The sequence below is a fragment of the Candidatus Hydrogenedentota bacterium genome (assembly GCA_012730045.1).
Taxonomy (GTDB): domain Bacteria; phylum Hydrogenedentota; class Hydrogenedentia; order Hydrogenedentales; family CAITNO01; genus JAAYBR01.
Window position 1 is genome coordinate 33,867 of sequence record JAAYBR010000143.1, and the last position, 25,025, is coordinate 58,891.

The 25,025-nt window shown below is 68.1% G+C and carries 21 protein-coding genes and 2 tRNA genes; 11 read left to right on the forward strand and 12 right to left on the reverse strand.

Going from position 1 to position 25,025, the window contains the following annotated elements; all coding sequences use genetic code 11:
• Positions 1-7 precede the first annotated feature (7 nt).
• Together GXY15_15425 and GXY15_15430 are read left to right on the forward strand one after the other, a co-directional pair.
• Positions 8-2,113 (forward strand): hypothetical protein, encoded by a 2,106-nt coding sequence (locus GXY15_15425; GenBank protein NLV42602.1) that lies wholly within the window; start codon positions 8-10, stop codon positions 2,111-2,113.
• A gap of 26 nt (positions 2,114-2,139) precedes the next feature.
• Positions 2,140-3,303, forward strand: a complete 1,164-nt coding sequence (locus GXY15_15430) for a VCBS repeat-containing protein (protein NLV42603.1) — start codon at positions 2,140-2,142, stop codon at positions 3,301-3,303.
• A gap of 57 nt (positions 3,304-3,360) precedes the next feature.
• On the opposite strand, the gene GXY15_15435 is transcribed toward GXY15_15430, so the two are convergent.
• A tRNA-Ala gene (locus GXY15_15435) sits at positions 3,361-3,436 on the reverse strand.
• A gap of 142 nt (positions 3,437-3,578) precedes the next feature.
• Between GXY15_15435 and GXY15_15440 the strand changes: the two genes are divergently transcribed.
• Both GXY15_15440 and GXY15_15445 read left to right on the forward strand, forming a co-directional pair.
• Entirely contained in the window at positions 3,579-4,586 is a 1,008-nt protein-coding gene (locus tag GXY15_15440; protein NLV42604.1) for an ROK family protein, read from the forward strand.
• 571 nt (positions 4,587-5,157) lie between these two features.
• Positions 5,158-5,234 (forward strand) — tRNA-Arg (locus GXY15_15445).
• A 41-nt stretch (positions 5,235-5,275) separates the two neighbouring features.
• Here the strand turns inward: GXY15_15445 and GXY15_15450 are convergent.
• Positions 5,276-6,430, reverse strand: coding sequence for a hypothetical protein (locus GXY15_15450; protein ID NLV42605.1), 1,155 nt, complete (start codon positions 6,428-6,430; stop codon positions 5,276-5,278).
• An 898-nt stretch (positions 6,431-7,328) separates the two neighbouring features.
• Between GXY15_15450 and GXY15_15455 the strand changes: the two genes are divergently transcribed.
• The 3 genes from GXY15_15455 (at position 7,329) to GXY15_15465 (ending at position 10,557) form a co-directional block, all read left to right on the forward strand.
• A complete protein-coding gene (locus GXY15_15455) occupies positions 7,329-8,120 on the forward strand; it encodes an aldolase (GenBank protein NLV42606.1) in 792 nt (263 codons plus the stop codon).
• The gene (locus GXY15_15460; GenBank protein NLV42607.1) at positions 8,117-8,695 is read left to right on the forward strand and encodes an HD domain-containing protein; all 579 of its coding nucleotides are present in this window, start codon (positions 8,117-8,119) and stop codon (positions 8,693-8,695) included. The genes GXY15_15455 and GXY15_15460 overlap by 4 nt, the downstream gene beginning before the upstream one ends.
• A gap of 152 nt (positions 8,696-8,847) precedes the next feature.
• Positions 8,848-10,557: a CehA/McbA family metallohydrolase gene (locus GXY15_15465; GenBank protein NLV42608.1), complete on the forward strand. Its 1,710-nt coding sequence runs from the start codon at positions 8,848-8,850 to the stop codon at positions 10,555-10,557.
• A gap of 25 nt (positions 10,558-10,582) precedes the next feature.
• Here GXY15_15465 and GXY15_15470 read toward each other — a convergent pair whose 3' ends face one another.
• From GXY15_15470 to GXY15_15505, 8 genes are all read right to left on the reverse strand, one after another.
• Complete coding sequence (locus tag GXY15_15470; GenBank protein ID NLV42609.1) at positions 10,583-11,056, reverse strand: hypothetical protein; 474 nt, start codon at positions 11,054-11,056, stop codon at positions 10,583-10,585.
• Positions 11,040-11,240 carry an Arc family DNA-binding protein gene (locus GXY15_15475; GenBank protein ID NLV42610.1) on the reverse strand — a complete coding sequence of 67 codons (201 nt, stop codon included), beginning with the start codon at positions 11,238-11,240 and terminating at the stop codon, positions 11,040-11,042. The genes GXY15_15470 and GXY15_15475 overlap by 17 nt, the downstream gene beginning before the upstream one ends.
• A 15-nt stretch (positions 11,241-11,255) precedes the next feature.
• Positions 11,256-12,089 carry an SPFH domain-containing protein gene (locus tag GXY15_15480; protein ID NLV42611.1) on the reverse strand — a complete coding sequence of 278 codons (834 nt, stop codon included), beginning with the start codon at positions 12,087-12,089 and terminating at the stop codon, positions 11,256-11,258.
• A gap of 136 nt (positions 12,090-12,225) precedes the next feature.
• Entirely contained in the window at positions 12,226-13,509 is a 1,284-nt protein-coding gene (locus tag GXY15_15485) for a pectate lyase (GenBank protein NLV42612.1), read from the reverse strand.
• A gap of 881 nt (positions 13,510-14,390) precedes the next feature.
• Entirely contained in the window at positions 14,391-15,605 is a 1,215-nt protein-coding gene (locus GXY15_15490; GenBank protein NLV42613.1) for a type II secretion system F family protein, read from the reverse strand.
• Positions 15,586-17,340, reverse strand: coding sequence for a type II/IV secretion system protein (locus GXY15_15495; protein NLV42614.1), 1,755 nt, complete (start codon positions 17,338-17,340; stop codon positions 15,586-15,588). Before GXY15_15495 ends, GXY15_15490 begins: the two co-directional genes overlap by 20 nt.
• 71 nt (positions 17,341-17,411) lie before the next feature.
• Positions 17,412-18,452 carry a hypothetical protein gene (locus GXY15_15500; protein ID NLV42615.1) on the reverse strand — a complete coding sequence of 347 codons (1,041 nt, stop codon included), beginning with the start codon at positions 18,450-18,452 and terminating at the stop codon, positions 17,412-17,414.
• Positions 18,452-19,081: a sigma-70 family RNA polymerase sigma factor gene (locus tag GXY15_15505; protein NLV42616.1), complete on the reverse strand. Its 630-nt coding sequence runs from the start codon at positions 19,079-19,081 to the stop codon at positions 18,452-18,454. Before GXY15_15505 ends, GXY15_15500 begins: the two co-directional genes overlap by 1 nt.
• A 240-nt stretch (positions 19,082-19,321) precedes the next feature.
• Between GXY15_15505 and GXY15_15510 the strand changes: the two genes are divergently transcribed.
• A complete protein-coding gene (locus GXY15_15510) occupies positions 19,322-20,692 on the forward strand; it encodes a sodium:alanine symporter family protein (GenBank protein ID NLV42617.1) in 1,371 nt (456 codons plus the stop codon).
• Here GXY15_15510 and GXY15_15515 read toward each other — a convergent pair.
• Positions 20,689-21,669 (reverse strand): glycosyltransferase, encoded by a 981-nt coding sequence (locus GXY15_15515; protein ID NLV42618.1) that lies wholly within the window; start codon positions 21,667-21,669, stop codon positions 20,689-20,691. The two genes, GXY15_15510 and GXY15_15515, sit on opposite strands and share 4 nt — an antisense overlap.
• A gap of 43 nt (positions 21,670-21,712) precedes the next feature.
• Positions 21,713-22,399, reverse strand: a complete 687-nt coding sequence (locus GXY15_15520) for a hypothetical protein (GenBank protein NLV42619.1) — start codon at positions 22,397-22,399, stop codon at positions 21,713-21,715.
• Positions 22,400-22,688: 289 nt separating this feature from the next.
• Between GXY15_15520 and hemH the strand changes: the two genes are divergently transcribed.
• The 3 genes from hemH (at position 22,689) to GXY15_15535 (ending at position 25,018) form a co-directional block, all read left to right on the forward strand.
• Positions 22,689-23,699 carry a ferrochelatase gene (hemH, locus tag GXY15_15525; protein ID NLV42620.1) on the forward strand — a complete coding sequence of 337 codons (1,011 nt, stop codon included), beginning with the start codon at positions 22,689-22,691 and terminating at the stop codon, positions 23,697-23,699.
• Between the two features lie 104 nt (positions 23,700-23,803).
• Positions 23,804-24,370 (forward strand): hypothetical protein, encoded by a 567-nt coding sequence (locus GXY15_15530; protein NLV42621.1) that lies wholly within the window; start codon positions 23,804-23,806, stop codon positions 24,368-24,370.
• Positions 24,371-24,391: 21 nt separating this feature from the next.
• The gene (locus GXY15_15535) at positions 24,392-25,018 is read left to right on the forward strand and encodes a prepilin-type N-terminal cleavage/methylation domain-containing protein (protein ID NLV42622.1); all 627 of its coding nucleotides are present in this window, start codon (positions 24,392-24,394) and stop codon (positions 25,016-25,018) included.
• Positions 25,019-25,025 lie beyond the last annotated feature (7 nt).

Here is a 25,025-nt window from a genome sequence, read left to right on the forward strand (position 1 = left end):
CACCCCCATGAAACACCTTCCCCTTCTTCTGCTTCTGCTGGCGGCCTGCGCCGCCGTTTTCGCCGCGGAGCCCGGCCAGCCCGCGCCCACGCTGGACGCGCTGCTGAAGGACATCGCCGGGGACAATGGCCCGGCGCAGTCCCTGGCCCGGCAGCTGCTCCCCCGGCACGGCACGGCGGCGCTGCCGGGACTGGTCGCCCTGCTGGGCGACGAGCGCGACCACGTCTGGCGGACCGCCGCCATGGTCATCAAGGACGTGGCCCAGCAGCCGCCCGCCGTGCTGATGGGCGGCGAGACGCCCCAGCCCCCGCGCAGGGCCGTGCTGGACGCCCTGCTGCCCTGCATCGCCCCGGACCGGCCCAGGCCGCTGATCGAGCGCGCCCTGGCCATCCTTCCGCTGGTGCTGGACGAGGAGACGGACGTCGCCCCCGTTGCCGCGCTGCTGGAGAATGCCGACCTGCGTGACCGCGCCAAGGCCGCCCTGCACGAGGCGGGCACGATGAAGGCCCTCCAGGCGATGGCCCTGGCCGCCGCGGAGACCGCCAACGCCGATTTCCAGTACGCCCTGCTGTGCTCGCTGTTCAACCGGCAGCCGAAACTCGGGTCGGACGCGTGGTTCGCCGCCAAACTGCTGGAAAGCCCCTGGCCGAAGGTCCGCGCCGCCGCCGCCCGCATCCTCGCGGAAACCGGCCGGCCGGAATTCTGGCCGATGGTGCTCGCCTCCGCGCGCGCGACCGACGCGACCGCGCAGTTTGAGGCGTGGGACGCCTGCCTCCGCTATGCCGACACGGCGGCCCGCGCGGGGGGCCGCTGGGAGGAGGCCATGGCCCGCTACCGCACCGTGCTGGCGGAGGCGCCCGACACGGTCCTTAAGGGCGGCGCCATCGCGGGGCTGGGCCGCTTCGGCGATGATTCGGTCATCCCCGAACTGGCCGCGGTCCTGAACGACCCGAACGCCTCCCAGACCGCCTCTCCCGCCCTGGGCGCCCTGTGCAGTCTGCAGGGCCGCGCCGCGAACCTGGGCCTGCTGGATGTGTGGGCCTCGCTCCCGCCGGACGCCGGGGCCGCCCTGCTGCTGAACTTCGGCGCCCGCCGCGACCCGGTGCTCACCCCCCTGCTGGTGGAGCAGGCGCAGAATGCCGACCCGGCGATGCGCGCCGCCGCGCTGGAGGGGCTGGTGCGCTCCGGCGCGCCGGAGGCCGCCCCCGTGTTGGCGAAGGCGCTGCTGGACGCCCCCGAGGCGGAGCGCCCGCCCCTGGAGGACCAGGTGCGCCGGCTGGCCAACGACCTGCGCGACCACAACCAGCCCGAGGCGGCGGGCCGTGCCTACCTTGCCCTCTACCGCACCACCGCCGACCCGGACCTCAAGGCCGCCGCCCTGGAGGGCGTCCGCCGGTATCCCGTGCCCGAGGCCTTTGACATTGTCATGGACATGCTCGCCTCCGGCGACGCCGAATCCATGCCCGTCGCGGGCATGATCGGTGTGGCCATGGCGGCCATGGACGCGGGGAAGAAGGAGGAGGGGCAGAAGATTCTGGACACCCTCATGACCAAGATGGGCGACCCCGCCACGGCCGGCCAGGTGATTGACGCCCTCGGGCGCATGCCCGATCCCGGGCGCTACGCCGGACAGCTCGGCGCCATCGGGAAATGGAGGGTTGTCGGCCCCTTCGACTGGACCCCCGCCGAGGGCTTCGCCAAGACCTTCATCAACGAGCCGAACGTGGACCTTTCCGCCGCCTACGACAAGGGGCAGCAGTGGAAGCCCCTCGAAACCGGACATCTCGCCGGGCAGATGGACCTCACCGCACCCCTGGAAATGCGGGACAGCGCCGTCGCCTTCGCCCACTGTGTTGTCGTGGTGGACGCGGACATGGACGCCACCCTCCGCGGCGGCTCGGATGACGGCCTCAAGATATGGGTCAACGGCGAGGTGGTGCACGAGAACGACGTGGACCGCGGCTATGCCCCCGACAGCGACGTGGCCCCCGTCAAGCTCAAGGCCGGGAAGAACGCCGTGCTGGTCATGATCTCCCAGCGCATGGGCGGCTGGAACTTCGGCCTGCGCCTGACCCGTCCCGACGGCACCGTGCCCGCCTTCACCGTGGAATGAACCCAAACGCATCTGGAGAAAACATCATGCGCGCATTTTCACCGCTCTTTGCCGGGGCCCTGCTGGTGTCCGGCCTGTCCTTCGGGGCGGAACCCCCGGTTTTTGAGGGCCGCCGGATCGGCACCGGCACCTATGAGTCCGCCGCCATCTTCGACGTGGACAACGACGGCGTCCTCGACCTCTTCTCCGGCGGGTTCTGGTATCCCGGCCCCGGGTTCGACCGCGCCGTCAAGGCCTGCGAGCCCATGTACCAGGACACCTATTACGACGACTTCTCGAACTATCCCATGGACGTTAACGGCGACGGCTACCTGGACATCGTCACTGGCGGCTGGTGGGGCTTGAACCTGTCCTGGCGGGAGAATCCCAAGGGCCAGGAGACCGAGTGGACCACCCACCTCGTGGCCGAGGTGGGGAATGTCGAGCGCGCCCTCTTCTGCGACCTCGACGGCGACGGCGTGCCCGAGGTCATGCCCGTGACGAATCCCGTGCACATCTTCAAGCTCAAGAAAGACGCCCAGGGCAAGGGTGCCGGCGGCTTTGAGCAGTTCACCATCGCGGTGAAGGGCGGCGGCGGCCACGGCGCGGGCGCGGGCGACATCAACGGCGACGGCCGGCCCGACCTGGTCTTCGCCGGCGGCTGGTTCGAGAACCCGGAAAACACCTACGACATGAACGCCTGGGTGTGGCATCCGGAGTTCGAGGCCCCCATGGCCAGCATTCCCATGCTCGTGCACGATGTGAACGGCGACGGGCTGGCCGACCTCATCATCGGCGAGTCGCACAACTACGGTCTCTACTGGCTGGAGCAGGGCAAGGCCGACGGCAAGCGGACCTGGACCAAGCACGACATTGAGACGCGCCGTTCGCAGTTCCACGACCTCCAGCTCCATGACATGGACAACGACGGCAAGCCCGACCTCGTGACCGGAAAGCGCTACCACGCCCACAACGGCCACGATCCGGGGGCGAACGACCCCGTCGGCCTCTACTACTACCGCATCAACGGCGGCGCCTTTGAGCGGGTCACGGTGGACTACGGCACCCCCGACAAGCACAGCGGCGCGGGCATCTACTTCTGGGTCGAGGACGTGGACAAGAACGGCTGGAAGGACATCCTCGCCCCCGGCAAGGAAGGCCTCCACCTCTTCCTAAACCAGGGTCCCGCCCCCGTCCCGCCCGCCAAGTAACCCCAACGAAAAAAGCCGCGCGTTCCCAAACGGAACGCGCGGCTTGTGTTTTTCCACTGGTGGAGCAGTGGGGGATCGAACCCCAGACCTCCGCATTGCGAACGCGGCGCTCTCCCAACTGAGCTACTGCCCCAGCGGTCCGCGTATCTTAGCAACTTCCGGCGCGGGCGCGCAAGTTTCGCTCCGCGGAAAAACCGGAAAAGCGGGGCCTGGGACTTGACGAAACCCCCGTTCATCAGTTACGTTTCGCCGGCGAAACTCCGGGAGACGACGGCATGAAAAAGATTCTCAAGCCCGGCCAGCATGTGGTGGGCATGGACATCGGCGGCACGAAGATGATGGCCGCCGTGTTCGACAGCGATTTCAACATCCTGGGCGTGTGCCGCAAGAAGAGCAAGGCGAAGTCCCGCGAGCGCGCCGAGGACCGGATTATCAAGATCATTGAGACGGCCATCGAGGCGGCGGGCGGCCCCAAAATCAGCGGCATCGGCGTCGGCTCCCCCGGCCCGCTTGATCCGGACACGGGGGTGATCATAGACACGCCGAACCTCGGCTGGAAGGATTTTCCCCTGGCCGACGTGCTGAAGAAGAAGTTCGGGGTGCCGGTCGCGGTGGACAACGACGTCAACGTGGGCACCTACGGCGAGTGGTGTTTCGGCGAGATCAGCGGGTGCCGCCACGTGGTCGGCATCTTCCCCGGAACGGGCATCGGCGGGGGCATCATCGTGGACGGGAAGATGCTCCACGGGTTCTCCGGCGCGGCGGGCGAAATCGGCCACATGACCGTCGAGGTCGGCGGCCCCTTCTGCGGCTGCGGCAAGCGCGGATGCCTGGAGGCCGTCGCCTCCCGCATCGCCATCTCCAAGGAGATCGCGGCGCTGGCGATCCGCGAGGACGCCCCCTTCATCCTTGAAAAGTGCGGCGCCGACCTGGCGGCCATCCGCAGCGGCGTCATCGCCGAGGCCGTCGCCGCCGGCGAGAAAAAGGTGGAGGACGTCGTGCGGCGCGCCGCCTACCACATCGGCATCGCCGCCGGGAACCTGATCAACATCCTCAGCCCCGAGGTGGTGGTGGTCGGCGGCGGGCTCGTCACCGCCATGCCCGACCTTTTCATCAAGGAGATCAGGCGCGGCGTGGCCGACCATGCCATGCCCTTCCTCCGCAAGAACGTCCGCATCCTCCCCGCCGCCCTGGGCGACAACGCCACGGTCATGGGCGCGGCCCACATGGCCGCCACGCGGCTCAAGGCCGCCCCGGCAAAGCGGAAGGCCCGCGCGCGGTAGGGGGGGGTGTTTCGGTGGAGAAGGCAGGCACCTCGTCATGGACAATGACGGGCGTGCTGTGGCCAGAGCGCATCAGGGGTGGGATGGGGCGTTGTCGGGAAGATGCCGGGCACGGCATGTCAACTGTGAACATGCCCTATTCTGCGGCAAGCTCCTCCCGCGTTTTTGAGAGCGCGGCCGGGGGGCGCGCGTGCAGTTTCAGGGTGCCCGGCGTGCTCTCCCACCGTTGCACGGTCGAAAATCGCGGCGGGGGGACCGCGCCGGCCTTGGGGAAACGCGCGGTCCCAGTCGCTTTTCGTGTGCCCCCGCGCGGGCAAGCCCGCGCGACGAAAGTCGGCACCAGACTGCCGCACTCCAAGGCGCCGCGCGCCGCGCGGACCCGGGGCTGCGGTAATGGGCGGCGGCCTGCTTGGACAATATGCGGGTATCCCGTTGGGACAACAAACACCACATCACGGGCCCGGGGAGCGTTCATGCCGGTCGCAGGCGTTTCTCGAGAGGCCTTTTGGTGCGATTGCCCTGGCGGGAGAATGGACACTGCCAAACGGCCTGTGCTACACTTTTCGCGTTCGCGCCCATAGCTCAGTTGGATAGAGCGCTTGCCTCCGGAGCAAGAGGCCACAGGTTCGAGTCCTGTTGGGCGCGCCATTTCTTTTAACCGGGCGGTTCTCCCCGCGTCCTCCCCTCCCCTACGCGAAATCCTCCAGCGCCAGGGCCGGATTTTGCGCCCAGGCGGTCTGGGCGCGGTAGTTGCGGTCGGCGGCGGGGTTCCCGTTGATCCCCAGCTCGCCGTAGGTGCCGATGAACTCGAAGCCCAGGCGCGCCGCCCCGGGGTATACCCGCGCAATGTCCGCCGCGTAATCCCGGTCCACTGTTCGGGTGGAGGTGTTGAACCAGTGGAGGTAGCCGTAGCGGCGGTGTTCCGGCGCCCCGGCGAACTCTTCGGGGAATCCGGGTTTCCGCACCATCTCGTCGAGGGTGTACTGCCAGACGGTCCCCGGGGGCACGGCGTCCACGTAGGGCATGGCGGGGAAGGACGCGATCCGGTGGTATCCGCGGTAGGTGCTGTTGATGAAGAGGCCGTCCGGCTTGGCGGCGAGGGCGTGGCGCAGCAGGCCGCGCGTGGCCACCACGCAGTCCATCAGGTTTCCGTTGGTCTCGAAGCCCAGCCCCGCCCGCGCGCGGACCGCGCTTTCTGACGGGTTGACAATGAAGTCGCCCATCTCGTAGTTCACGCCGCCAATGGCGAAGGTTTCCAGCATCCACTCCAGCCCGTCCCGCCACCACGCCTGGTTCTCCGCGAGGGACGGGTCGAGCACGGGGGCCACCTCGCGGCCGCCGCCGTCCTCGAAGGCGGTGCTGGCCCGCTCGGGGTGTTTCCGGAGATAGGTGGCGAGGTTGAACGGGTGGTCCCCCTCATAGTAGTAGCCGCCGTAGGCGCACAGGCCCACCCCTGGAAGAATCGCCACGCCATGGTCCCGGGCGTAGGCCGCCAGCTCCTTGGCCGCCTTCACCCCGCCGTGGGCGTCGCGGAGAAACCCCCAGACAATAACCGCGTGGACGCCAATCCGCGCGGCGTAGTCCACGAGGCGTTTGAAGCCTGTCAGAAACGATTCGGGGCGCTTGCCGTAGGGGAAGGCCTGCTCCGAGGCCGCCATCTTCCGGCTGACCGCCTCCGGCTCGTCGTCCCAGGTCATCCGCGCGTCCCAGCACCACAGGATGACCTTCATGGGCCGCGGCGCGGACGGCTCCGCGGCCGCGGCCATGCCTCCCGCCGCGCCCAACGCGGCGGCAGTCGCCATTCCCCGGAGAAAACCGCGCCTCCCCAGCCTGCCGTGGTTCATGCCTTTGCTCCTTTCCGGAACCCGGGGAGAGCATACCCGATGCGGCAAAGGCACGCAACGCGCCGGCCCCTCCCGATCGCCGGATAAGACATCGCGGGAACCGAATCCGTGGCGGGAACGAGATTGCCGCGCTTCGCTCGCAACGACAGGAAAACGTGCGTCGTTGCGAGGCGGCCGCCCCGGGCCGCCGCGGCAATCTCTTGTCGGAAGACCTCAGGGTCTCCACACCTCATGGATGAACACGCTCCCTTCGCACCGCCGACACTTTCAGCGCGGATCCCCAAGGTGTGCGTTCCCTCGAACACGTTCACGACCGTTTCTCATCCGGCGATTCGGGCTCTCCCTCCCCGGCTCAGGGCAATCGCACTAAAATCCGCAGGCTCTTTCTGGATGGAGTCCGGCCATTGTCCGTTGTGCGACCTCTTCAACGCTGAAAGCGTTGCCGAATTTAGCCCAGGCCAGGCCGCCGCCCGAAGGGCCCGGCCTGCCCTGGGGTGCCCGGACAGAAGGAATCATGCCCCAACGGGGCAGCCGAAATTAAGGCGGGGAGCGCCGCGCAGGCCTTGGGAAAACGCGCGGCCATCGCCGTCTTTCGTGTGCCCCCGCGCGGGCAAGCCCGCGCGAAGGAAGGCGGCAGCAAGCTACCGCACTCCAAGGCGCTGCGCGCTGTACGGACCCGGGGCTACGGTGATGGGCGGCGGCCTGCCTGGGCTATGTGCGGATGCCCCGTTGGGACAACAAAGACAGAATCACATAACCAAGGGACGTCCATGCCGCTCGCAGGCGCTTCTCGAGAGGCATTTTAGTGCGGGATTGCCCTGCTCCCCGGCTTGACTCACGGCGTACTTCCTGCAAGAATGGGCGCTCCCGGTCCGCTGTCAGGACCGCAACCAGACACATGAACGGAGTTCCCATGGCCGCACTGGGCAAGCAGATCCGCCTGAACCGCATTTTCAGCCATCCGTCGGGGCGCATCCTGTCGGTGGCGGCGGACCACCTGATCAACTATTCCATCGGCATGCCGGAGGGGCTGCGCCGCATCGGGGACACGGTGCGCCGGATCATCGAGGCGCGGCCGAGCGCCATCACGCTGAACAAGGGCGTGGCCATGCGCTGCGTCACGAAGGAGCTGGCGGGCCGGATTCCGCTGATCATCCAGCAGATGGCCCCCCGGGCCGGCCAGGACGGGTTCGCCGACCATGCGGAGGTGGAGGAGGCGGCGGCCCTGGGCGCGGACGCCATCGCGGTCGCCCTGTTTGTCAAGGACCCCGGCGAGTTTGCGTTTCTCAAGCGGCTGGCGCAGACGGTCCGCGAGGCGGAGCGCTTCGGCCTGCCGGTCATCCCGCACATCTACCCCATTGTTGTGAGGGACGGCGCTTCGGTCATCAGCGACCGGGCCGAGGACATCGCCTATGCGGCGCGCGTGGGGCTGGAGATGGGCGCGGACGTGGTGAAGATTCCCTACACCGGCGACGCCGCATCGTTCGCCGACATCGTTTCGGTCACGCCGATCCCGGTGGTGACCGCCGGCGGGCCGAAGTGCGAGACGTTGGAGGACGCCGCCGCCATGATGCGGGACGTGGTGCGCAGCGGCGCGGCGGGCAGCACCGTCGGGCGCAATGTCTGGGGCTTCCCCGACATCGCGGAGGCCATTGCCACGCTCAAGGCGGCCCTGGAGATTGACCGGTGACCCTGACGCGGGACACGGCGCTGGCACTGCTGGAGGCGCACGGGCGCGGCGGCGCGTGGGTGTGCCACTGCCGCGCCGTGGCGGAGCACGCGGCCGTGCTGGGGCGCGCGCTGGCGCGCCGCCATCCCGTGGACCATGATTTTCTGTGGCGCGCCGCGCTGCTCCATGACATTGGCCGCTCGGTCACGCACGACCCGGTGGGGCACGGTGTCGAGGGCCACAAGCTGCTGTCCGGACTGGGGCACGCCCGGGAGGCCGCGCTGTGCGCTTCCCACATCCTTTTTGGCCTGGAAGCCGCCGAAGCCGCGCAATTCGGCCTGTCGGAACGGGCCCACCTTCCCGAGGGACTGGAGGAGAGGATTGTCACCCTGGTGGATTTCCTGGTCGAACACACCCGGCCCACCACGCTGCGTCAACGGTTTGAATCCCTCAAGCAGCGGAACGCGGAGAATCCTTTCTTCTCCGGGCGGCTCGACCGGGCTCAGGAGCGCGCCCGGGGGTTCATGCGCTGGGTGGAGGGGGAAATCGGGGAACCGGTGGAGGAACTGCTCGCCCGGCACGGGGCCGTTTCCTGAGCGCAGGGACGGGAATAGGGCGATCCGGCTGAGGTGTACCTGTACCCATGCGGAAACTGAGACGGGTTCCCAACAGTCCTAAAGAGCGACCGCCAAACAGGTTGGCGCGGGCACAGGGGGCGTTGTTGAACGCGGACCTGGGAAAGGATTCCATGACTTACGCGGATTCCCGGATATTCTCGCGGGGGCTTCGGTGTTTCCTTGCGGTTGCGGCGGTTGTTGCGGCCGGAGGGGGGGGCGCAGAGGCCGCGGCGGCCCCTCCCCAGGACGCGGCAGCCATCCAAAGCGGCATTGCCGGGTTTGTGGCCGTCGTGGAGACGTCCTCCCCCGCCAAGCGTCTCGACTACAGGGAATTGACCGTCGCGCTGTTCCTCCGGGCGCATGGCCGCGCGCCCTCCCCTGTCGAGTTCTTCATGATCCGGGAGACCGCCGAGGCGTTTTCCGCCACGCCGGAGGAGGTGCTTTCGCTGGTGCTGCGGGAAGACCAGCCCGGTCCGACGTGGGACCAGTGCCGCCGGTTTCTGCAACGTTCCGGGGAGAAAGAGTTCCAGCCTTCTTCGGACGCGGCCGCCGTGGCGGCGGCGCTCGCCGCCACTCCGCTGGAGGAGTTGTTTGCGGAAATGGATGCGCTGGACGGGGCCAAAAGCGGCGCTGCTCCCGCCGTTCCTGTGGCTCCCCAGACCACCCCCGCCGATCCGGCGGACTATCCCACCTATTTCGGGTACTTCCACGACCACAGCGAGCTGTCCCTGGACGCCGAGGGGGATCCGTACCAGGCGTACCGGACGGCGCGCGACCTGGCGGAATTGGATTTCTACTCCCTGGCCGACCATGCCGAGTACCTGATTCTCTGGCCCTGGGACGACAAGTGGGACACCCTTCGCGATGCCGCGAATGCGGCCTACCAGCCCCATCAGTTTGCGGCCCTGTGGGGCTTCGAGTGGTCCAATCCCCTGCTTGGCCACATCACCGTGGTGAACAGCGACGGCTTCATCAACGCGGTGAGCACATACGGGCTGGGAAGCTTCTACCGGTGGATCTCCAGGCAGGCGGATTCGTTTGCCCTCTTCAACCATCCGGGCGACTTTGACCACACAGGCCGGGAGTTCCGCCGTTTCCGGCTGTCTCCCGCCGGCGTGCCCAACCTTGTCGGCATGGAGCTCTGGAACAGGAGCTATGGATTTGACCAGTACTATTACGCGGGAAGCTGGGAAAGCGACACGCCCTTCTTTGACCTCGCCCTTCAGAAAGGCTGGCGGATTTCCCCGGGGGGCGGTCAGGACAACCACAGCCGGGCCTGGGGGCTGCGCAACGACTTCCGGATGGGCGTGCAGGCGCGGGAGCTGACCCGGGACGGCATTGCGGAGGCCTGTCTGGCGCGGCGCTTCTACAGCACGGAGGACAAGAACCTGCTGCTGGATTTCCGGTCCTCCGGGCATCCGATGGGGTCCCGGCTGAAAGGGCTGCCCCGGGTTTTCACCGTGAGCCTCGGCGACCGCGGCGGCGACGGGTTCGAGCGGGTCCGTCTCTTCCGCAACGGCGAATTGGCGCAGGACGCGGCCGTGTCCGGGAACGCGGTGGACGTGGTGTTTGAGGACCCCGACGGCGCGGGGAACGACTACTACTATGTGATCGTGACGCAGACCGACGACGGCGACCGCAACGGCCGCAACGATGAGGCCGTTTCCGCGCCGATCTGGTTTGAGGACGGCCCGGAGGACGAACCCCGCACCCCCGCCTGCGGCACCCTGTCCGCAAACGCCGCCGCCCGGGGCGGCTGGGGAAGCCTTGCCGTCTGCGTGACGGCCCTTGTGCTGCTGGTCTGGCTGCGCCGCCGTCCCCTTCCGGGATTCATGAGGTAGTTCGGTTGCGCATCGCCGGGCCCGTTCAGTCCGCCCCGGCCATTTTGGCGAGCAGCGCCTCCAGCGCCCGCGAGGTCGCCCAGGCCTGGGTTTTGCGCACAACGGGAAAAACCACCGGCAGCGGGAGAATGGTGAGCGCGCAGACCCACAGCAGCTCTGGCCGTTTGTTGACTGTGATGAAGACCACCGAAAGCGCGACCGTTTGCACCACGGCGATCACGCCGATGACGACAAGCAGGAACTTCAGGACGGAGCGCAGGTTCCCGAACTCGGCGTTCAGAACGAGCTCCTGGCCGATGACCGTGACACTTCCCCGCGAGACCATGAGCAGGGGCTGCTTGTTGGTCTTCCAGAAGGACACGGGATTCTCAAAGAACACCTGGTTTCCCGTCGGCGGGAGCGCCTGATACCCCGCGTCGGCCAGCAGCCGCCCCGCGCGCGCCAGTGCCGCGTCCCGGTCCCCCGTGAACGCCGCCCGGCCTTCATAATCGTCCGCCATCTTCCTCAGGCTCCTTTGCCTCCGGTTCGGTCCTCTTCCGCTCCCTCCCGCGCTTTCGCACGGCGTCGCGGAGCAGATACTCGATCTGGCCGTTGAGGCTGCGGAGTTCGTCCGCGGCCCAGCGGTTCAGGTCTTCGAGCAGCTCCGGCGGCAGCCGCAGCAGGAAGGACTTTTTCTCGGCCACGTTGACGCCCCCGTCCTACTGGTACAGCGTGCCCGCGTTCACCACGGGCCGGGTGGACTCGTGGCTGCACAGCACCACCAGAAGGTTGCTGACCATCGCTGCCTTCCGCTCGTCGTCCAGCGGAAAACGCTTTGACTCCTCCAGTTTGTCCAGCGCCATCTCCACCATGCCCACGGCGCCCTCCACGATGCGGGCGCGCGCCGCCACCACGGCCTCCGCCTGCTGGCGCTGGAGCATGGCCCCCGCGATCTCCGGCGCGTAGGCCAGATGGGCGAGCCGGCTCTCCTCCACCACCACCCCCGCCGGGGCCACCCGCTCCTGCACCTCCTGCTGGAGCGCTTTCGAGACCTCGTCCGTGCTGCCGCGCAGCGAAATCTCCTCCGTGGCGTGGAAGTCGTCGTAGGGGTAGGCCATCGCCATGTGCCGCAGCGCCGCCTCGCTCTGGACGGCGACGTAGTTCTCAAAATGGTCCACGTCGAAAATGGCCTTGGCCGCGTCTGCCACCCGCCACACCATGACCGCCGCGATCTCGATCGGGTTCCCGCGCAGGTCGTTCACCTTGATCGTCGCCCCGTTCAGGTTGCGGCGGCGCAGGGACACCTTGCGCTTGAGGTAAAACGGGTTCGCCCAGTGGAACCCGCTCTCGCGCACCGTGCCCATGTATTTCCCGAACAGGATGAGCGCGGCGGCCTCGTTCGGCTGGAGGGTGAAGAAGCCCCCCGCACAGACCACCCATACCGTGCCGAGAAGGGCGAGCACGACAACGACCGGCACGGCCTCGTTGGCGGCCCCCCAGACGATTCCCGAGGCGATCAGGACGCCTGTTGTGAAGAGGAGAAAGAGCATCATCCACCCGTTGGCGACAGTCCGCGGCACATCCCTGGTAACCATGTCCTGGTCTCCTTTCAAAACCATATCATTATGATATCATCTCCGGAGACAGAAGTCAACCCCTGTTTTTCACCGCGGGTTGCCGGATCCCCCCTCAGGCCAGCGAGTTCAGATACTCCTCCAGACGGGTGTATCCGTCCGGGCCGGTCTCCGCGCCGTCGGCGGGGTTGGCGGGGTCGAGGCCGTGGGTGCGCTCCCAGTCGTCCGGCATGCCGTCGTGGTCGGTGTCCGGGGGCGCGGGAAGGCTGTTCAGTTCGGGCCAGCCGCCGACAGCGGCCTGGGAGTCTATGATTCCCTTTCCCCCGCCCTCGTAGGTCTCCCCGAATTTCGCGGTGCCGGTGCGCACCTCGTGGACGATGCGGGTGTCCACGGCGTCCCGCCGCAGGGAGCACCCCGCCTGCCGCAGCACCGCCTCGAAGGCGTCCTCCGCAGACTGTGTTTCCACGGGGGCCACGACGTAGGGGGTGGTGACGCGGAGGGTTGCCTCGGTGGCTTCGCCGTCGGGGGCGAAATGGACGCCGCCGTTCCAGTTGTCGCGGGTGATCTTCGGGAAGCCCCAGACGAAGTTGCCGTCGCAGTACATCTTTCCGCGCGGGTCCTTCTGGAGGAAGATGCGTCCGCGCACCTCCCTGTCCGTGGCGGGGCCGTGTTTGTAGTAGTTGTTGATCCAGTTGCGCGGCCACATCTCGCCGCCGTAGGCGCTGTTGAACCCCCAGTTGTAGATGACGTTGTTGCGCATGTCCATGAGCCCGGACGCCTCGTTGCCCGAGGCGCGGGGGTTCCGGCTGGAGTGGTGCGCGAGGAGGTTGTGGTGCCACGAGCCGCCCGGGCCGCCCCACAGGCCGCCGTAGCCGTGCTTCCCCTTCTTGTGTATCGAGTCGGTGAGGCTTTCGGTCACCATGCACCACTGCACCGTGGCGTTGGCCCCCTTGTTGATGGAGAGCGTCTCGTCCACCCCCCAGCTCACGGAGCAGTGGTCCACCAGGAGATGGTCCCCCTCCCCGCCGAAAGCGTCCTGCTCCTTCTTGGTCTCGTCGCCCGGACGGAACCGCATATACCGCACAATCAGATGCTGGGTGTTGAAACTGACCTGGTAGTCCTTCACGCAGATGCCGTCGCCCGGGGCGGTCTGGCCCGCAATGGTCAGAAAGGGGTTCCTGATCTTGATCTGGGACGCCAGGGCGATGTTTCCCGAGACACGGAAGACGACGGTCCGCGGCCCCTCCGCCTCGCAGGCCTCCCGGAAACTGCCGGGGCCGCTGTCGCCCAGATGGGTCACCTCAAATACCCTTCCGCCGCGCCCGCCGATCGTGTACTTGCCGAAACCCTCGGCCCCCGGAAACGCCGGGACGCGGTCCGGACGGAAACGGGACAGCACGAGAAACGGCGCGTGGTCCTGGTAGGCCGTGTCGCAGAGCCATCCCCCGGGCAGCACGATGCGGTCAAAGCGTCCGGTCACGGATTCCACGCCCTCTCCGAACACGGCAACGGAGGTGTTCTCGTGCGGCTCAATGCGTCCGGAAAAGGAAACCGCGAGCGTTCCAGAAAGGGCCCATCGTCCCGAGGTGACGGTCTCCCCCGCCGTTCCGTCGGTGATCACGAAGGTTCTTCCGTCCGCCGGAAGGGGCTCCTGGGCCGCGCAGGTTCCGGCGGCCAGCAGAAGGGAGAAAACCGCCGGGAAACAAGAGGAAAACCGGTGCATGGGGCGCGCTCCTTGCGCCGGCCTGTCCTTGCGCCGGCCGCATTTTCCGCCAGTCTGAACCGCCTTCCCGGCGCGTGTCAACCCCCGGGGCGCGGGCGGCGTTGTTCCAGCAGACGCGAAAGCAAGATAGCCCAAAGCCCTTTCCTGTCTATGGAACGTGGACGAAGTTCCTGCCTGTCCTCCCCCTCCCGTCCACGTTCCTCTTTTTTTGTCCGCGCGTGTTTTCCGGAGGACGGAGGACGGTGTCAGAACAGCCCGCGCAGAACAGGCATGCCCCAACGGGGCGGCCGAAATTGCGGCGGGGAGTGCCCGCCGGCCTTGGGGAAACGCGCGGCCACGGTCGTTCTTCGCGGGCTCCCGCGCGGGCAGGCCCACGCGAAGAAAGGCGGCAGCAAGCCACCGCACTCCAAGGCGCTGCGCGCTGTGCGGATCCGGGGCCGCGGGGGGCTGGACGTCATGGACAGGCAAGACACCCCCCGCGCGCTTCCCTGCCCGTGCCGTCTCCATGGGATTCGGTTGGCCGCCAACCCCCGGCGCCGCGAGTTCCGGGTTTTGGCCTAGGCCCCAATGGTGGAGCTGAGGGTGAGCATGGGCAGGAGCATGGCGATGACGAGGAAGCCGACGACGACGCCCATGACCACGATGAGGAGGGGCTCGAAGAGGGCGGCCATGGCCTTGACGGCGCGGTCCACCTCGATGTCGTAGGCGTCGGCGACGCGCTTGGCGACGGCGCCCACGCGGCCGCTCTCCTCGCCGACGGCGAACATGCTCACGACCATGGGGGTGAAGAACAGGCGCTTGCGGAGGCACTCGCTGAGGCTTTCGCCCTCGGTGATGCCGATGTGGATCTGGCTGACCTCGTCGCGGATGAGGCGGTTGGTCATGGTGTCGGCGGTGATCTTGATGGACGTGAGGATGGGGACGCCGTTGTCCATGAGGGTGCCGAGGGTGCGGGCGAACTTGGCCATCTCGTACTTGACGATGACGGTTCGGATGACGGGAACGCGCAGAAGGAAGGTGTCCATCTGCCGCCGGCCGGTGTCGGTGCGGACATGGCGCACCACGGCGGTGCCCAGGACGAAGAGGACGATCAGGACGGCCCACCACCAGGTGCCCATGAAGTCGCAGAAGCCCATGACCATGCGGGTGGGCAGGGGAAGTTCGGCGTTGAACTCCTCGAAAATGGTGACAAACTTGGGGAACACGAAGGAGACGAGGATGAAGATGGCGATGGAGCCGATGGACAGCAGGAAGGCCGGGTAGATCATGGCGGAGGTGGCCTTGCCGCGCAGCTCCTCCTCCTGCTCGCCGAAGGCGCAGATGCGCCAGAGCACCTCCTCCAGCATGCCGCCGGTTTCCCCCGCGCGGACCAGGTTGCTGTACATGGCGGGGAAGAGGTCGGGGTGCCGGTCCATGGCGTCGGCGAGGCTGTTGCCCTTCTGGACGTCGTCGCGGAGCTGGTCAATGACCTTGGCCAGTTTGGGGTTTTCGGTCTGCTCGACCAGGGTGCGCAGGGCGCGGGTGATCATCATGCCGGACTCGCACAGGTTGGCGAGCTGGCGCAGGAAGAGGTTGCGGTCCTTCAGGCGGATGCGGGACAGGGCGTCGCGGAGGGAGTCCTTCGCCTGCTTCTCGCGGAACTCCTCCACGCGGAGGGGGAAGAAGCCCATGTCCCGCAGGCGGGAGATGGCGGCGCGCTGGTTCTCGGCCTCGACCATGCCCGTGACCGGCGCGCCGGGGCCCTTTTTCGCCTCATACTGGAACTGGGGCATTGCTTCGGTCCGTGCCGAGTCCGAAGTCCTCGGTGTCTGCGGTCAGCCGGAGGACCTCCTCGAAGGTGGTGCCCCCCGATTTCACACGCTGCCACCCGGAATAACGCAGGGTCTTCATGCCGTTGCGCATGGCGACCCGCTTGATGTCCAGCGCGTTGAGCCGCTCCACGGTCATGCGCTTGATCTCCTCGGTGAAGGCGAGCATCTCATAGATGGCGAGGCGGCCCCTGAAGCCCGTGTGGCGGCAGGCGTCGCAGCCGCGGCCGTGCCGGAAGGCGGCGCCCTCCAGCTGGTCGGGCCGCAGCCCGAACTCGCGGAGGAGCAGCTCCGTGTCCGGCTCGTGGGGCTCGCCGCACTCGCGGCAGACGCGGCGGACCAGGCGCTGGGCGATGGAGGCGATCATGGTGCTGGAGATGAGGAAGGGCTCGATGCCCATGTCCACGAGGCGGGTGACGGCCCCGGCGGAGTCGTTGGTGTGCAGGGTGCTCAGGACCAGGTGGCCCGTGAGGCTGGACCGGATCGCCATTTCGGCGGTCTCGTAGTCGCGGATCTCGCCCACGAGCATGATGTCGGGGTCGTGGCGGAGCATGGCCCGCAGGCCCAGGGCGAAGTCGAACCCGATTTTCGGCTGCACCTGCATCTGGGAAACCCCGGCGAGCTGGTACTCGATGGGGTCCTCGATGGTGATGATCTTCCGGTCGAGCTGGTTGAGCTTCGCCAGGGCGGCGTAGAGCGTCGTGGTCTTGCCGCTGCCCGTGGGGCCCGTCACGAGGATGATGCCGTGGGGCTTGGTGATGAACCGGTTGAACACCTCCAGGTCCTCGGCGAGGAAGCCGAGCTGGTCCAGCGTCATCGCCATGGACGAGCGGCTCAGGATGCGGATGTTCACCGTCTCGCCGTGCGGCGTGGGCAGGATCGAGACGCGCAGGTCGTAGTGGTTGTCGCCGAAGGAGGCGAGGATTTTGCCGTCCTGCGGCAGGCGCTTCTCCGCGATGTTAAGGTTGGCCATGATTTTGATGCGCGAGACGATGGCCGAGTGGAAGCCCCGGATGCTCGGGGGCGTCGGGGCCTGGTGCAGGATGCCGTCAATGCGGTACCGGACGCGCAGGGCCTCCTCGAAGGGCTCGATGTGGATGTCCGTCGTGTCCGACTGGATCGCCTCGAGGATCAGCTCGTTCACGAACTTGATGATGGAGGCGTCTATGCTGTCGTCGCCGAGGTCCGAGCTGGACTGCGAGGACTCCAGGTTCACCACGCCCTCGGCGCCCTCGGCCGCGCTGATGAGCATCTTCTCCATCGTGTCCGCGCCCACGCCGTAGAGGTCGCGGGTGACCCGGGCGATCTCCTGCGGGGTGGTCACCACGGCCTCGATGCGCCGCTTGAGCACCAGGCGGATGTCGTCCAGAAGCTGGGCGTTCAGCGGGTCACTTACGGCGACCACCAGCAGGCCGTCCCGCTCCTGCACGGGGACGAAGCCGTAGTGCGTGGCGAAGCGGGCGGGAACCTTGCTGATCAGTTCCGGGGGGATGGTGATCTTCGACGGGAGGACGAAGCGCATTTCGCAGAACTGGGCGAGGGCCTCGTAGGCCTTTTCGGGGGGGAGGTAGCCCATCTGCACGACGGCGGCCAGGAGACTCAGGCCGTTTTTCGCGGCCTCGGCCCGGGCGCGCTCCAGACGCGCCGCGTCCAGGACCTCCTGCCTCAGCAGAAACTGCTCAAAACCGCTCGCGGCCACCGGCCGTCCTCCGTGGGTTGTCGTTCAGGCGCGGATTATACCACAGCCCCCGGCGGCCTCCCGCCGGCCTCTCAGGGTTCCAGGCGCGCCAGGGCCGCCTGGGCCTGGGTGCTGACCGCGGGGCTGCCGCCCGAGGCCGCCTGGAGAAACAGGTCGCGCGCCTGCGCCTCGTCGTGGAAGGCGTCGCAGTAGAGGCCGCCAAGCGCCAGGTTGAGCTGGGCGACGGCCGCAGGCTCGACACAGCGGCTGCGGGCGTCCTCCAGGGCCAGGACGGCGGCGGCGGGGTCCTGTCCGGCGGCGGCGCCGGAGGGGTGGATGATCTGGCTGACAGCGGCGGCGGCGAGCATGGTCCCCGGATACCGGGCGATGACGCGCTCCAGCTGTGGCAGGGCCTCCTCCCGGTGCTCCCGGGCGAAGTCCAGGGCGCGCAGCGGCGCGTAGTCATACGCCCGCGCCTCGTCAAGGAGGTTAAACCGCTCAATGCTGCGGGGGTCGGTGGTGAAGGTGTCCGGATAGCGCTCGCGCAGACGGGTGTAGGCCGCGTGGGCCTGCGGGTACCGCTGCAGGTGGGCGTATTCCATGTCGGCCAGGAGGGCCTGGGCGGCGCCCGCCCCGGGATCGTCGGGGGCTGCGGCCAGCGCGCCGGTCAACGAGGTCCGGGCCCCGGCGAAATCCCGCCGCTGAAGCGAGGCGCGGGCCTGTTCCAGCACGCCTGCCAGCGGGGACGGGGCGGCGCTCTCCGCCGCCTCCCGTGTGGGGGCGGGTCCGGTCGGAAGCGGTCCCGCGGCGAAATACACCCCGGCGGCCAGCACGGCCACCGCCGCCGCGGCCAGCGCGCGCGGGAACGCCCGTGAATGGTGCGCGGCGGGGGCTTCCGCCAGTCCCGCGCGGACCGCGGGGAGCAGATCCCCGGTGAACTCCGGGGTTTCGAGGAGGTTCATGGCGCGCAGGGCGCGGAGCTCCGCAGCCTCCCGTCGGAACGACGGATCCTCGCGGAGCATTTCTTCCAGGAGGCGCTCGTCCTCCCCACTCAGGGTCTCGTACAGGGACGCGGCCAGGGCGCCCTCCGCGCGGCGCGCGCGTGACCAGGGGAAACGGGTCCAAAGAGGCATCACTCGTCCCCTTCCCGCGCGTCCGGAGCGTCCGGCGCCATGTCTTTGAGTTCGGTGCGCAATTTCTTCAACGCCCTAAACAGGTGTACTTTCACACTGCCCACGGTGCAGCCCAGCTGCCCCGCTATCTCCACGAGGGAAAACCCCTCGAAGTGTCTGAGGACAAACACGTCGCGCTGCATCGGCGACAGCACCCGCAACGCGCCGCGCACGCGCTCGTCAATCTCCCGCGCCGCCACCGCCTCGTCCGTCGCGGCCACATGCGGCTCCACGGGCGCGTGCTCCGTGTCGCCCACGAAGGCCTCGTCCAGCGCCTCCTGGGGCCGCCGGATCCGCTTGCGGACATGGTCTATCGCCTGGTTCGTCGTGAGCCGCAGGAGCCACGACAAAAAACTGCCCGTCGGCTCCCACGACGACAACTTCCGGTGGGCCTTGATCAGCGCGTCCTGCGCCGCGTCCAGGGCGTCCTCGCGGTTGCCCGTGACGCGGTAGGCCGCCGCGTACACCCGGCCCTGATACCGCCGCACGATCTCCTCGAAGGCGGCCGCGTCGCCCGCCCGCGCCGCCAGAGCCAGCGCGGTGTCGTCCGTGGCGGACCAGTCCTTCGTGTTGTGGCGGGACATCTGCATGCTAAACGAGCGCGCTCCGAAAAAGGTTTACAGGAAAGATGGCCGGGGCGGCCGAAAGGGTTCCCGGCTCCCGCGCCCAAGGGGCCATTGTACACGGTTCCGCAGGGCGCGCCCCAGTTGACCGCGCCGTGCCCGCCGGGGTATTGTTGCCCCCTTGGGGTGGTCAACCCGGCGGCCACAACATCCTGTGCGGGCGGCCGGGGACGCGCCCCCCCCTGTCCCCCCATCGAAAGGGCCCCCATGCTGCTGTGGATTGAAAACGCGCTGAATGCGGCGAACGGCATTTTGTGGGGCCCCCCCATGCTGATATTGCTTTTCGGCACGCACCTGTTTCTTACCGTGCGGCTGCGGTTCATCCAGCGCCATCTGGGCACGGCGGTCCGTCTGTCCCTCAAGCGGGACGAGGCCGGCGGCGGGGACATCAGCCCCTTCGGCGCGCTGACCACGGCGCTGGCGGCCACGGTGGGCACCGGCAACATTGTCGGCGTGGCCACGGCGGTTTCCCTGGGCGGCCCCGGGGCGGTGCTGTGGATGTGGCTGACCGGGGTTTTCGGCATTTCCACCAAGTACGCCGAGGCACTGTTGTCGGTGAAGTACCGGATAAAGGGGCCCTCGGGCGCCATGGCCGGCGGGCCCATGTATGTCCTGGAGCGGGGGCTGGGCTGGAAGTGGCTCGGCGTGCTCTTCGCGGTGTTCACCGTGGTCGCCTCCTTCGGCATAGGCAACATGGTGCAGGCCAACGCCCTGTCGCACCTGCTGCTGGAGAACACGGGGGCCCCGCTGTGGGCCAGCGGGCTGGTCATGAGCCTCCTGACGGGGGTGGTGGTGCTGGGCGGCATCAAGTCCATCGCCCGTGTCTGCCAGGCCCTGGTGCCGTTCATGGCCCTGTTTTACATCGTCGGCTGCCTCGTGCTGCTTGTCATGTTTGCGGACACCCTTCCGGAGACGGTGGCGCTGATTGTGAAGAGCGCGTTCACGGGACAGGCCGCGGCCGGGGGCTTCCTCGGGGCGGGGATGCGGGAGGCGGTGCGTTTCGGCATCGCGCGCGGGCTGTTCTCCAACGAGTCCGGCATGGGCAGCGCGCCCATCGTGGCCGCCGCGGCGCAGACGCGCAACCCCGTCCGGCAGGCCCTGGTCTCCGCCTCGGGCACCTTCTGGGACACCGTGGTCATCTGCCTTATGACCGGCCTGGTCATCGTCAACTCCGGAAAATGGCAGGAGGGCCTTCAGGGGGCGAAACTGAGCCACGAGACCTTTGCCAGCCTGCCGGTGCTGGGGCCGGTCATTCTGACGGTGGGCATGGCCACCTTCGTCTTCTCCACCATCCTCGGGTGGTCCTACTACGGTGAAAAGGCCTGCGAGTACCTCGCGGGGGCCCGCTCGGTGCTTGTCTACCGCGCCCTGTGGACCGTGGCGGTGCTGGCGGGGGCCCTGGTCAATCTGCCGCTGGTCTGGTCCTTCGCCGATTTCGCCAACGCCCTCATGGCCCTTCCCAATCTGGTCGCCCTGCTGCTGCTCAGCGGCGTGGTGGTGGCGGAGACGCGGAAGTACCTCTGGGACGGCAACCTGGACATGGAAAGCGCGGACGAGGCGCCGCAGGAAAAGCCCTAGGCCAGAAACAGGAAATCCTCCCCCTCGGCATAGCCCCGGGGAAGCAGTCTTGTCCGGATGTCGTCCCGGGCGCCGGGGGTGCCGACGGCGGCCACAACGAACACCCCGTCCGGCGGGGGGAGGTCTGGTGGCGCGATGACGGGGGTGCCGTGGATGGTGCGGCCGATCTTGCGGGGGTTGATGTCCACCACCGCCTCCGGCCGGAGGGTTTCCCACTCGCGGAGCCAGCGCTTCCCCACCTCCCCCGCCCCCCACTGGAAGAAGCGCCGCCCGTCCCAAAGCCCGCTTTCCGCCAGATAATGCCGCTTGCACCGCCGGAAGGCCGCCTCGGCGTAGCGGGGGTCGGTCCTCGAAAGGCGGCGGCCGTGGTCGCGCCATTCGAGCACCGGGACGGACGGCTTGGCGAAGCGCCGTCCGGCCCGCCAGACGCGGAGGACCAGGTCATAGTCCTCGGGCCAGCCGCAGTCCCGGTATCCGCCCAGCTCCTCGAAGAGGGCTTTGGGCATCAGGAAGGTCGGGTGCGGCACGGGGCATTCCACGAGGATTTCCCGGACGATTTCCCGGTGGGTGAGCAGGCCGTTCACCCAGGCCTCGTAGCGCCGGGCGCCGGATCCCACCGGTTCCCCCGTGATGCGCACCACGCCGCCGCAGAGGCCGATGCCGGGGTCGGCCTCCAGCAGGGCGCGCTGCGCCTCCAGCCGGTGGGGCAGGGAAAGGTCGTCCGCGTCCATCCGGGCCAGCAGGCGGCCGCGTGCCGCTTCGGCCGCCGTGTTCAGCGCCGCCACAATGCCCCGGTGCGGGGTGTGCAGCGTGCGGATTCGGGCGTCCTCCCGGGCCAGCTTGCCGGCGATTTCGGGGCTTTCGTCCGTGGACCCGTCATCCACAACGAGCAGTTCCCAGTCCTGAAAGGTCTGGTTTCGGACGGAGTCCACGGCTGCCGGCAGGGTGGCCGCCGCGTTCCACACGGGCAGGAGCACGGAAATGGCCGGCGAATCAGCCGCGGGCCGTCCCTCCCCCGCCCTATTCGCCGGCGCTGTCGTACTGCTCCAGGTAGGGGTAGATGTGCCCCGTGATGAAGGATCGCACCACCCGGAGGTTGGCGATGACGGTCTCCGGCGCGTCCGGCGCCACCTGCTGCTTCCCGAAAATCCCCTTCACCTCGACGAAAATCTCGTTGTTGCTGTGCCGGAAGGTCTCAATGTTCACATAGAGCGTTCCCGGGCACTCCGCCGTCTCCGGCAGCACATAGCGCAGCCCGGCGGTGGCGATGGGGCGGTTGAACACCGCCATGGCGCGGGGCTCCTGGCGGCACACACGCTCAATGAGAAAGCGCCGGCAGTCCCCCTCCCCTGTGAGGGCGAAGGTGGAGCGCACCGTGGCCGCGTGCACCATGAACCCGGGAATCCCGCGCGCCTCGCCCAGCCGCGGCATGACGGTGCGGACCCGCTCCTCGAAGTCGGCCATGGGAATGTCGGCCCACTCCTCGATGATGAGGGCGCGGTCGGGCAGGAACAGCAGGACGGACTGGGCGCGGCCCCGCCGCGAGTAGAAGCGCGCCTGGGCCGTGTCGCTCACCTCAATGCTGTCATATCCGGCGCCGGTCTGGGAGAGCTCAAAGTAAAGCTTCTGGAGGGCGCCCCGGTTGAAGGGCTGGCCGGGGTGGATCAACTCTACGCAGAAATGGATGACTCTGTCTTCAGCCTGCATGATGCGCCCGTCCGGGGTTGCGGTTTGCGATGGGAGTATAGCGTTGCCGGGGCGGGGGCTTCAACGGCCCGCCAAGGAAATCGAACCAGGACGCCGCCCATCACCGCAGTCCCGGGTCCGCGCAGCGCGCAGCGCCTTGGAGTGCGGTGGCTTGCTGCCGCCTTTCTCCGCGCGGGCTTGCCCACGCGGGGGCACACGAGAAACGATGGTGGCCGGCGCTTCCCCAAGGCCGTTGCGGTCCCCCCCCGCCGCTTTGCATTCTGCGCGGGTTCCCGCTACCGTATACGGCATGGAGACGGACAACCGAGAGGCGGGCTCCGGCGGGCGCATGGGGCTGCTGCTGCTGCAGACGGGCTCCCCGGACACCTGCGACCTCGCGGGGGTGCGTCGCTACCTGCGCCGGTTTCTCATGGACCCCCATGTGATCTCCCTCCCTTTTCCCCTGCGCGCCCTGCTGGTCCACGGGATCATCGCCCCGTTGCGGGCGCGGAAGAGCCTGGAACTGTACCGGCACATCTGGACCGGCCAGGGGGCCCCGCTGACGGCGCACACCCGAAACCTGGCGGCGGCCATCGCGGCGCGCCGTCCGGACCTGTGCGTGCGGCACGCCGCGGTCTACGCCAGCCCGACCCCCGGCGACGCCCTGCGGGACTTTGTCCAGGAGGGCGTCGGGGAGGTGCTTGTGCTTCCCCTCTTTCCCCAGCACGCCACGGCGAGCCGGGGCGCCGCCCTGGCGGCGGTTCGGGCGGCGGCCGCGCGGGCGCCGCATGCGCCCGCTCTCCGGGAGCTCCCCCCCTTTTATGACGCCCCGTGGTTCATCGAGCCCCTCGCCCGCCTGTATGGTCCCCTGTTGCGGGACTTTGCGCCGGACCGGGTGATCTTCAGTTTTCACGGACTCCCCCTCGCCCAGGCCGCACGGGACGCGGCGGCGGGGCCGGAATGTGACTACGTGGGACAGTGCAAGGCCACCATGGACGCCCTGGTCGGGGTGCTTGGGCTGGATACGGACCGATGCCGTCTGGGGTGGCAGTCCCGGTTTGGGCGCGGCTGGCTGGCCCCGGACACGGAGAGCCTGCTTGCCGCCGCCCCGGCCGGGGGAGCCGCGCGGGTCGCCCTCTGCGCGCCCTGTTTTGTCGCCGACTGCCTGGAAACGCTGGAGGAACTGGGGCTGCGGGGACGGGCGTGTTTTATGGCGGCCGGGGGCCGGGAACTGCTGCTGCTGCCCTGCCTGAACGTTTCGGACGACTGGGTGGAGGCGGTATGCCGGCGGGCCCTTCCCCCGCCGAAAGCCAAAAACTGAAAAAAAAGCGGTCTGTGCGAAGACGGGTTGTTAATTTTGGGGATATGTGCTACAATTTGGCGGGAAAAGGCGCCCGGATTAGTCGGCGTTTTACGGAGGCAGTTATGTTGCAAGGAAGAGTGTGTGCGCGCGCGGTGCGGCTGGGGCGTGTGCGCGGACGTTCCCCGCGCCTGGCGGGGTTCAGTCTTCTTGAGTTGACCATCGCCATCGCCATACTGATGACCATCCTCAGCATCACCGCACAGGGGCTGGTGTCCAGCCATGCGGTCATGCGGCTGCAGAACCAGCGCAACGACGCCATGAACTCCTGCCGTGCGGTCATTGCCAATCTCCGCCAGGTGGCGCGGGCGCTTCCGGTAAGCACGGACTGCCCAGCGGGGGGGGCCATGTTTCCCTGCGTGTTGATGTCCTGGCTGGACGACATGCCCGGCACGTCGGTGGAGTTTCTTGAGCTGTCCGAGGCGGAGCGGGAACCGTACCGGGGCCTGTTTGTGCTGCGGGACCAGGAGATTCAGGTGCTGCTGCTTGACGCGGACGGGAACCCCGCAGTCACTTCCCTGGTGGAGAGCGGCAACACCAACCCGGTGCATGTCCAGGTCATCACGCGCTGGACCGGCGCGCGCGGGCGGGTGTTCCAGGCCGGACTGCGCACCATAATCACCAACCGATAGGGCTGCCCCCCGGAGAAACCCATGAGACAGGCGGGATTCACCCTCATAGAAATGATGATTTCGGTGGCCATCGTGCTGGTGGTCAGCATGCTCGGCTACATCGCCTTCTCCTCCAGTTACGAGGCCATAGACCTGAACCAGCGCATGGGCGCCCTCCAGGCGGACTGCCGGGACGCCATGCGCGCCCTGAGCGACGAGGCGCAGATGGCCGTCAAGCGGGCGGCCCCCGGGCAGGTGCTGCCGGCCGGCGCCCAGGATCTGCGGGTGAACCCCGGAAATCCGCGCGAAATCACCTATGTTGTTCCAACCGCGAACGACGGGACGGCTTTCTCCCCCGTGCGGACCATCCGGTTTGAGTCGGAAGACCTGCCCGCCGCCGGGCTGGAAAACGGCGAGTTTGGCAACGGGCGGCTGGACCCGGGCGAGGACACGGACGGCAACGGGCGTCTCACGCGCCAGCTGGTCCTGATTAACGGGATTCAGCGGCGGGTGCTGGGCAGCGCCACCACGCTGGCAAATGTCGCCTTTGACCTTTCGGCCGACGGCAGCTGCCTGGTGGTCACCATGACCGCCGTCACCCCAATCGCCCAGGACAGCGCCCGGATGCTGCGCGTGGACACCGAAAGCACCATTTACCTGATGAACTGACGTGACG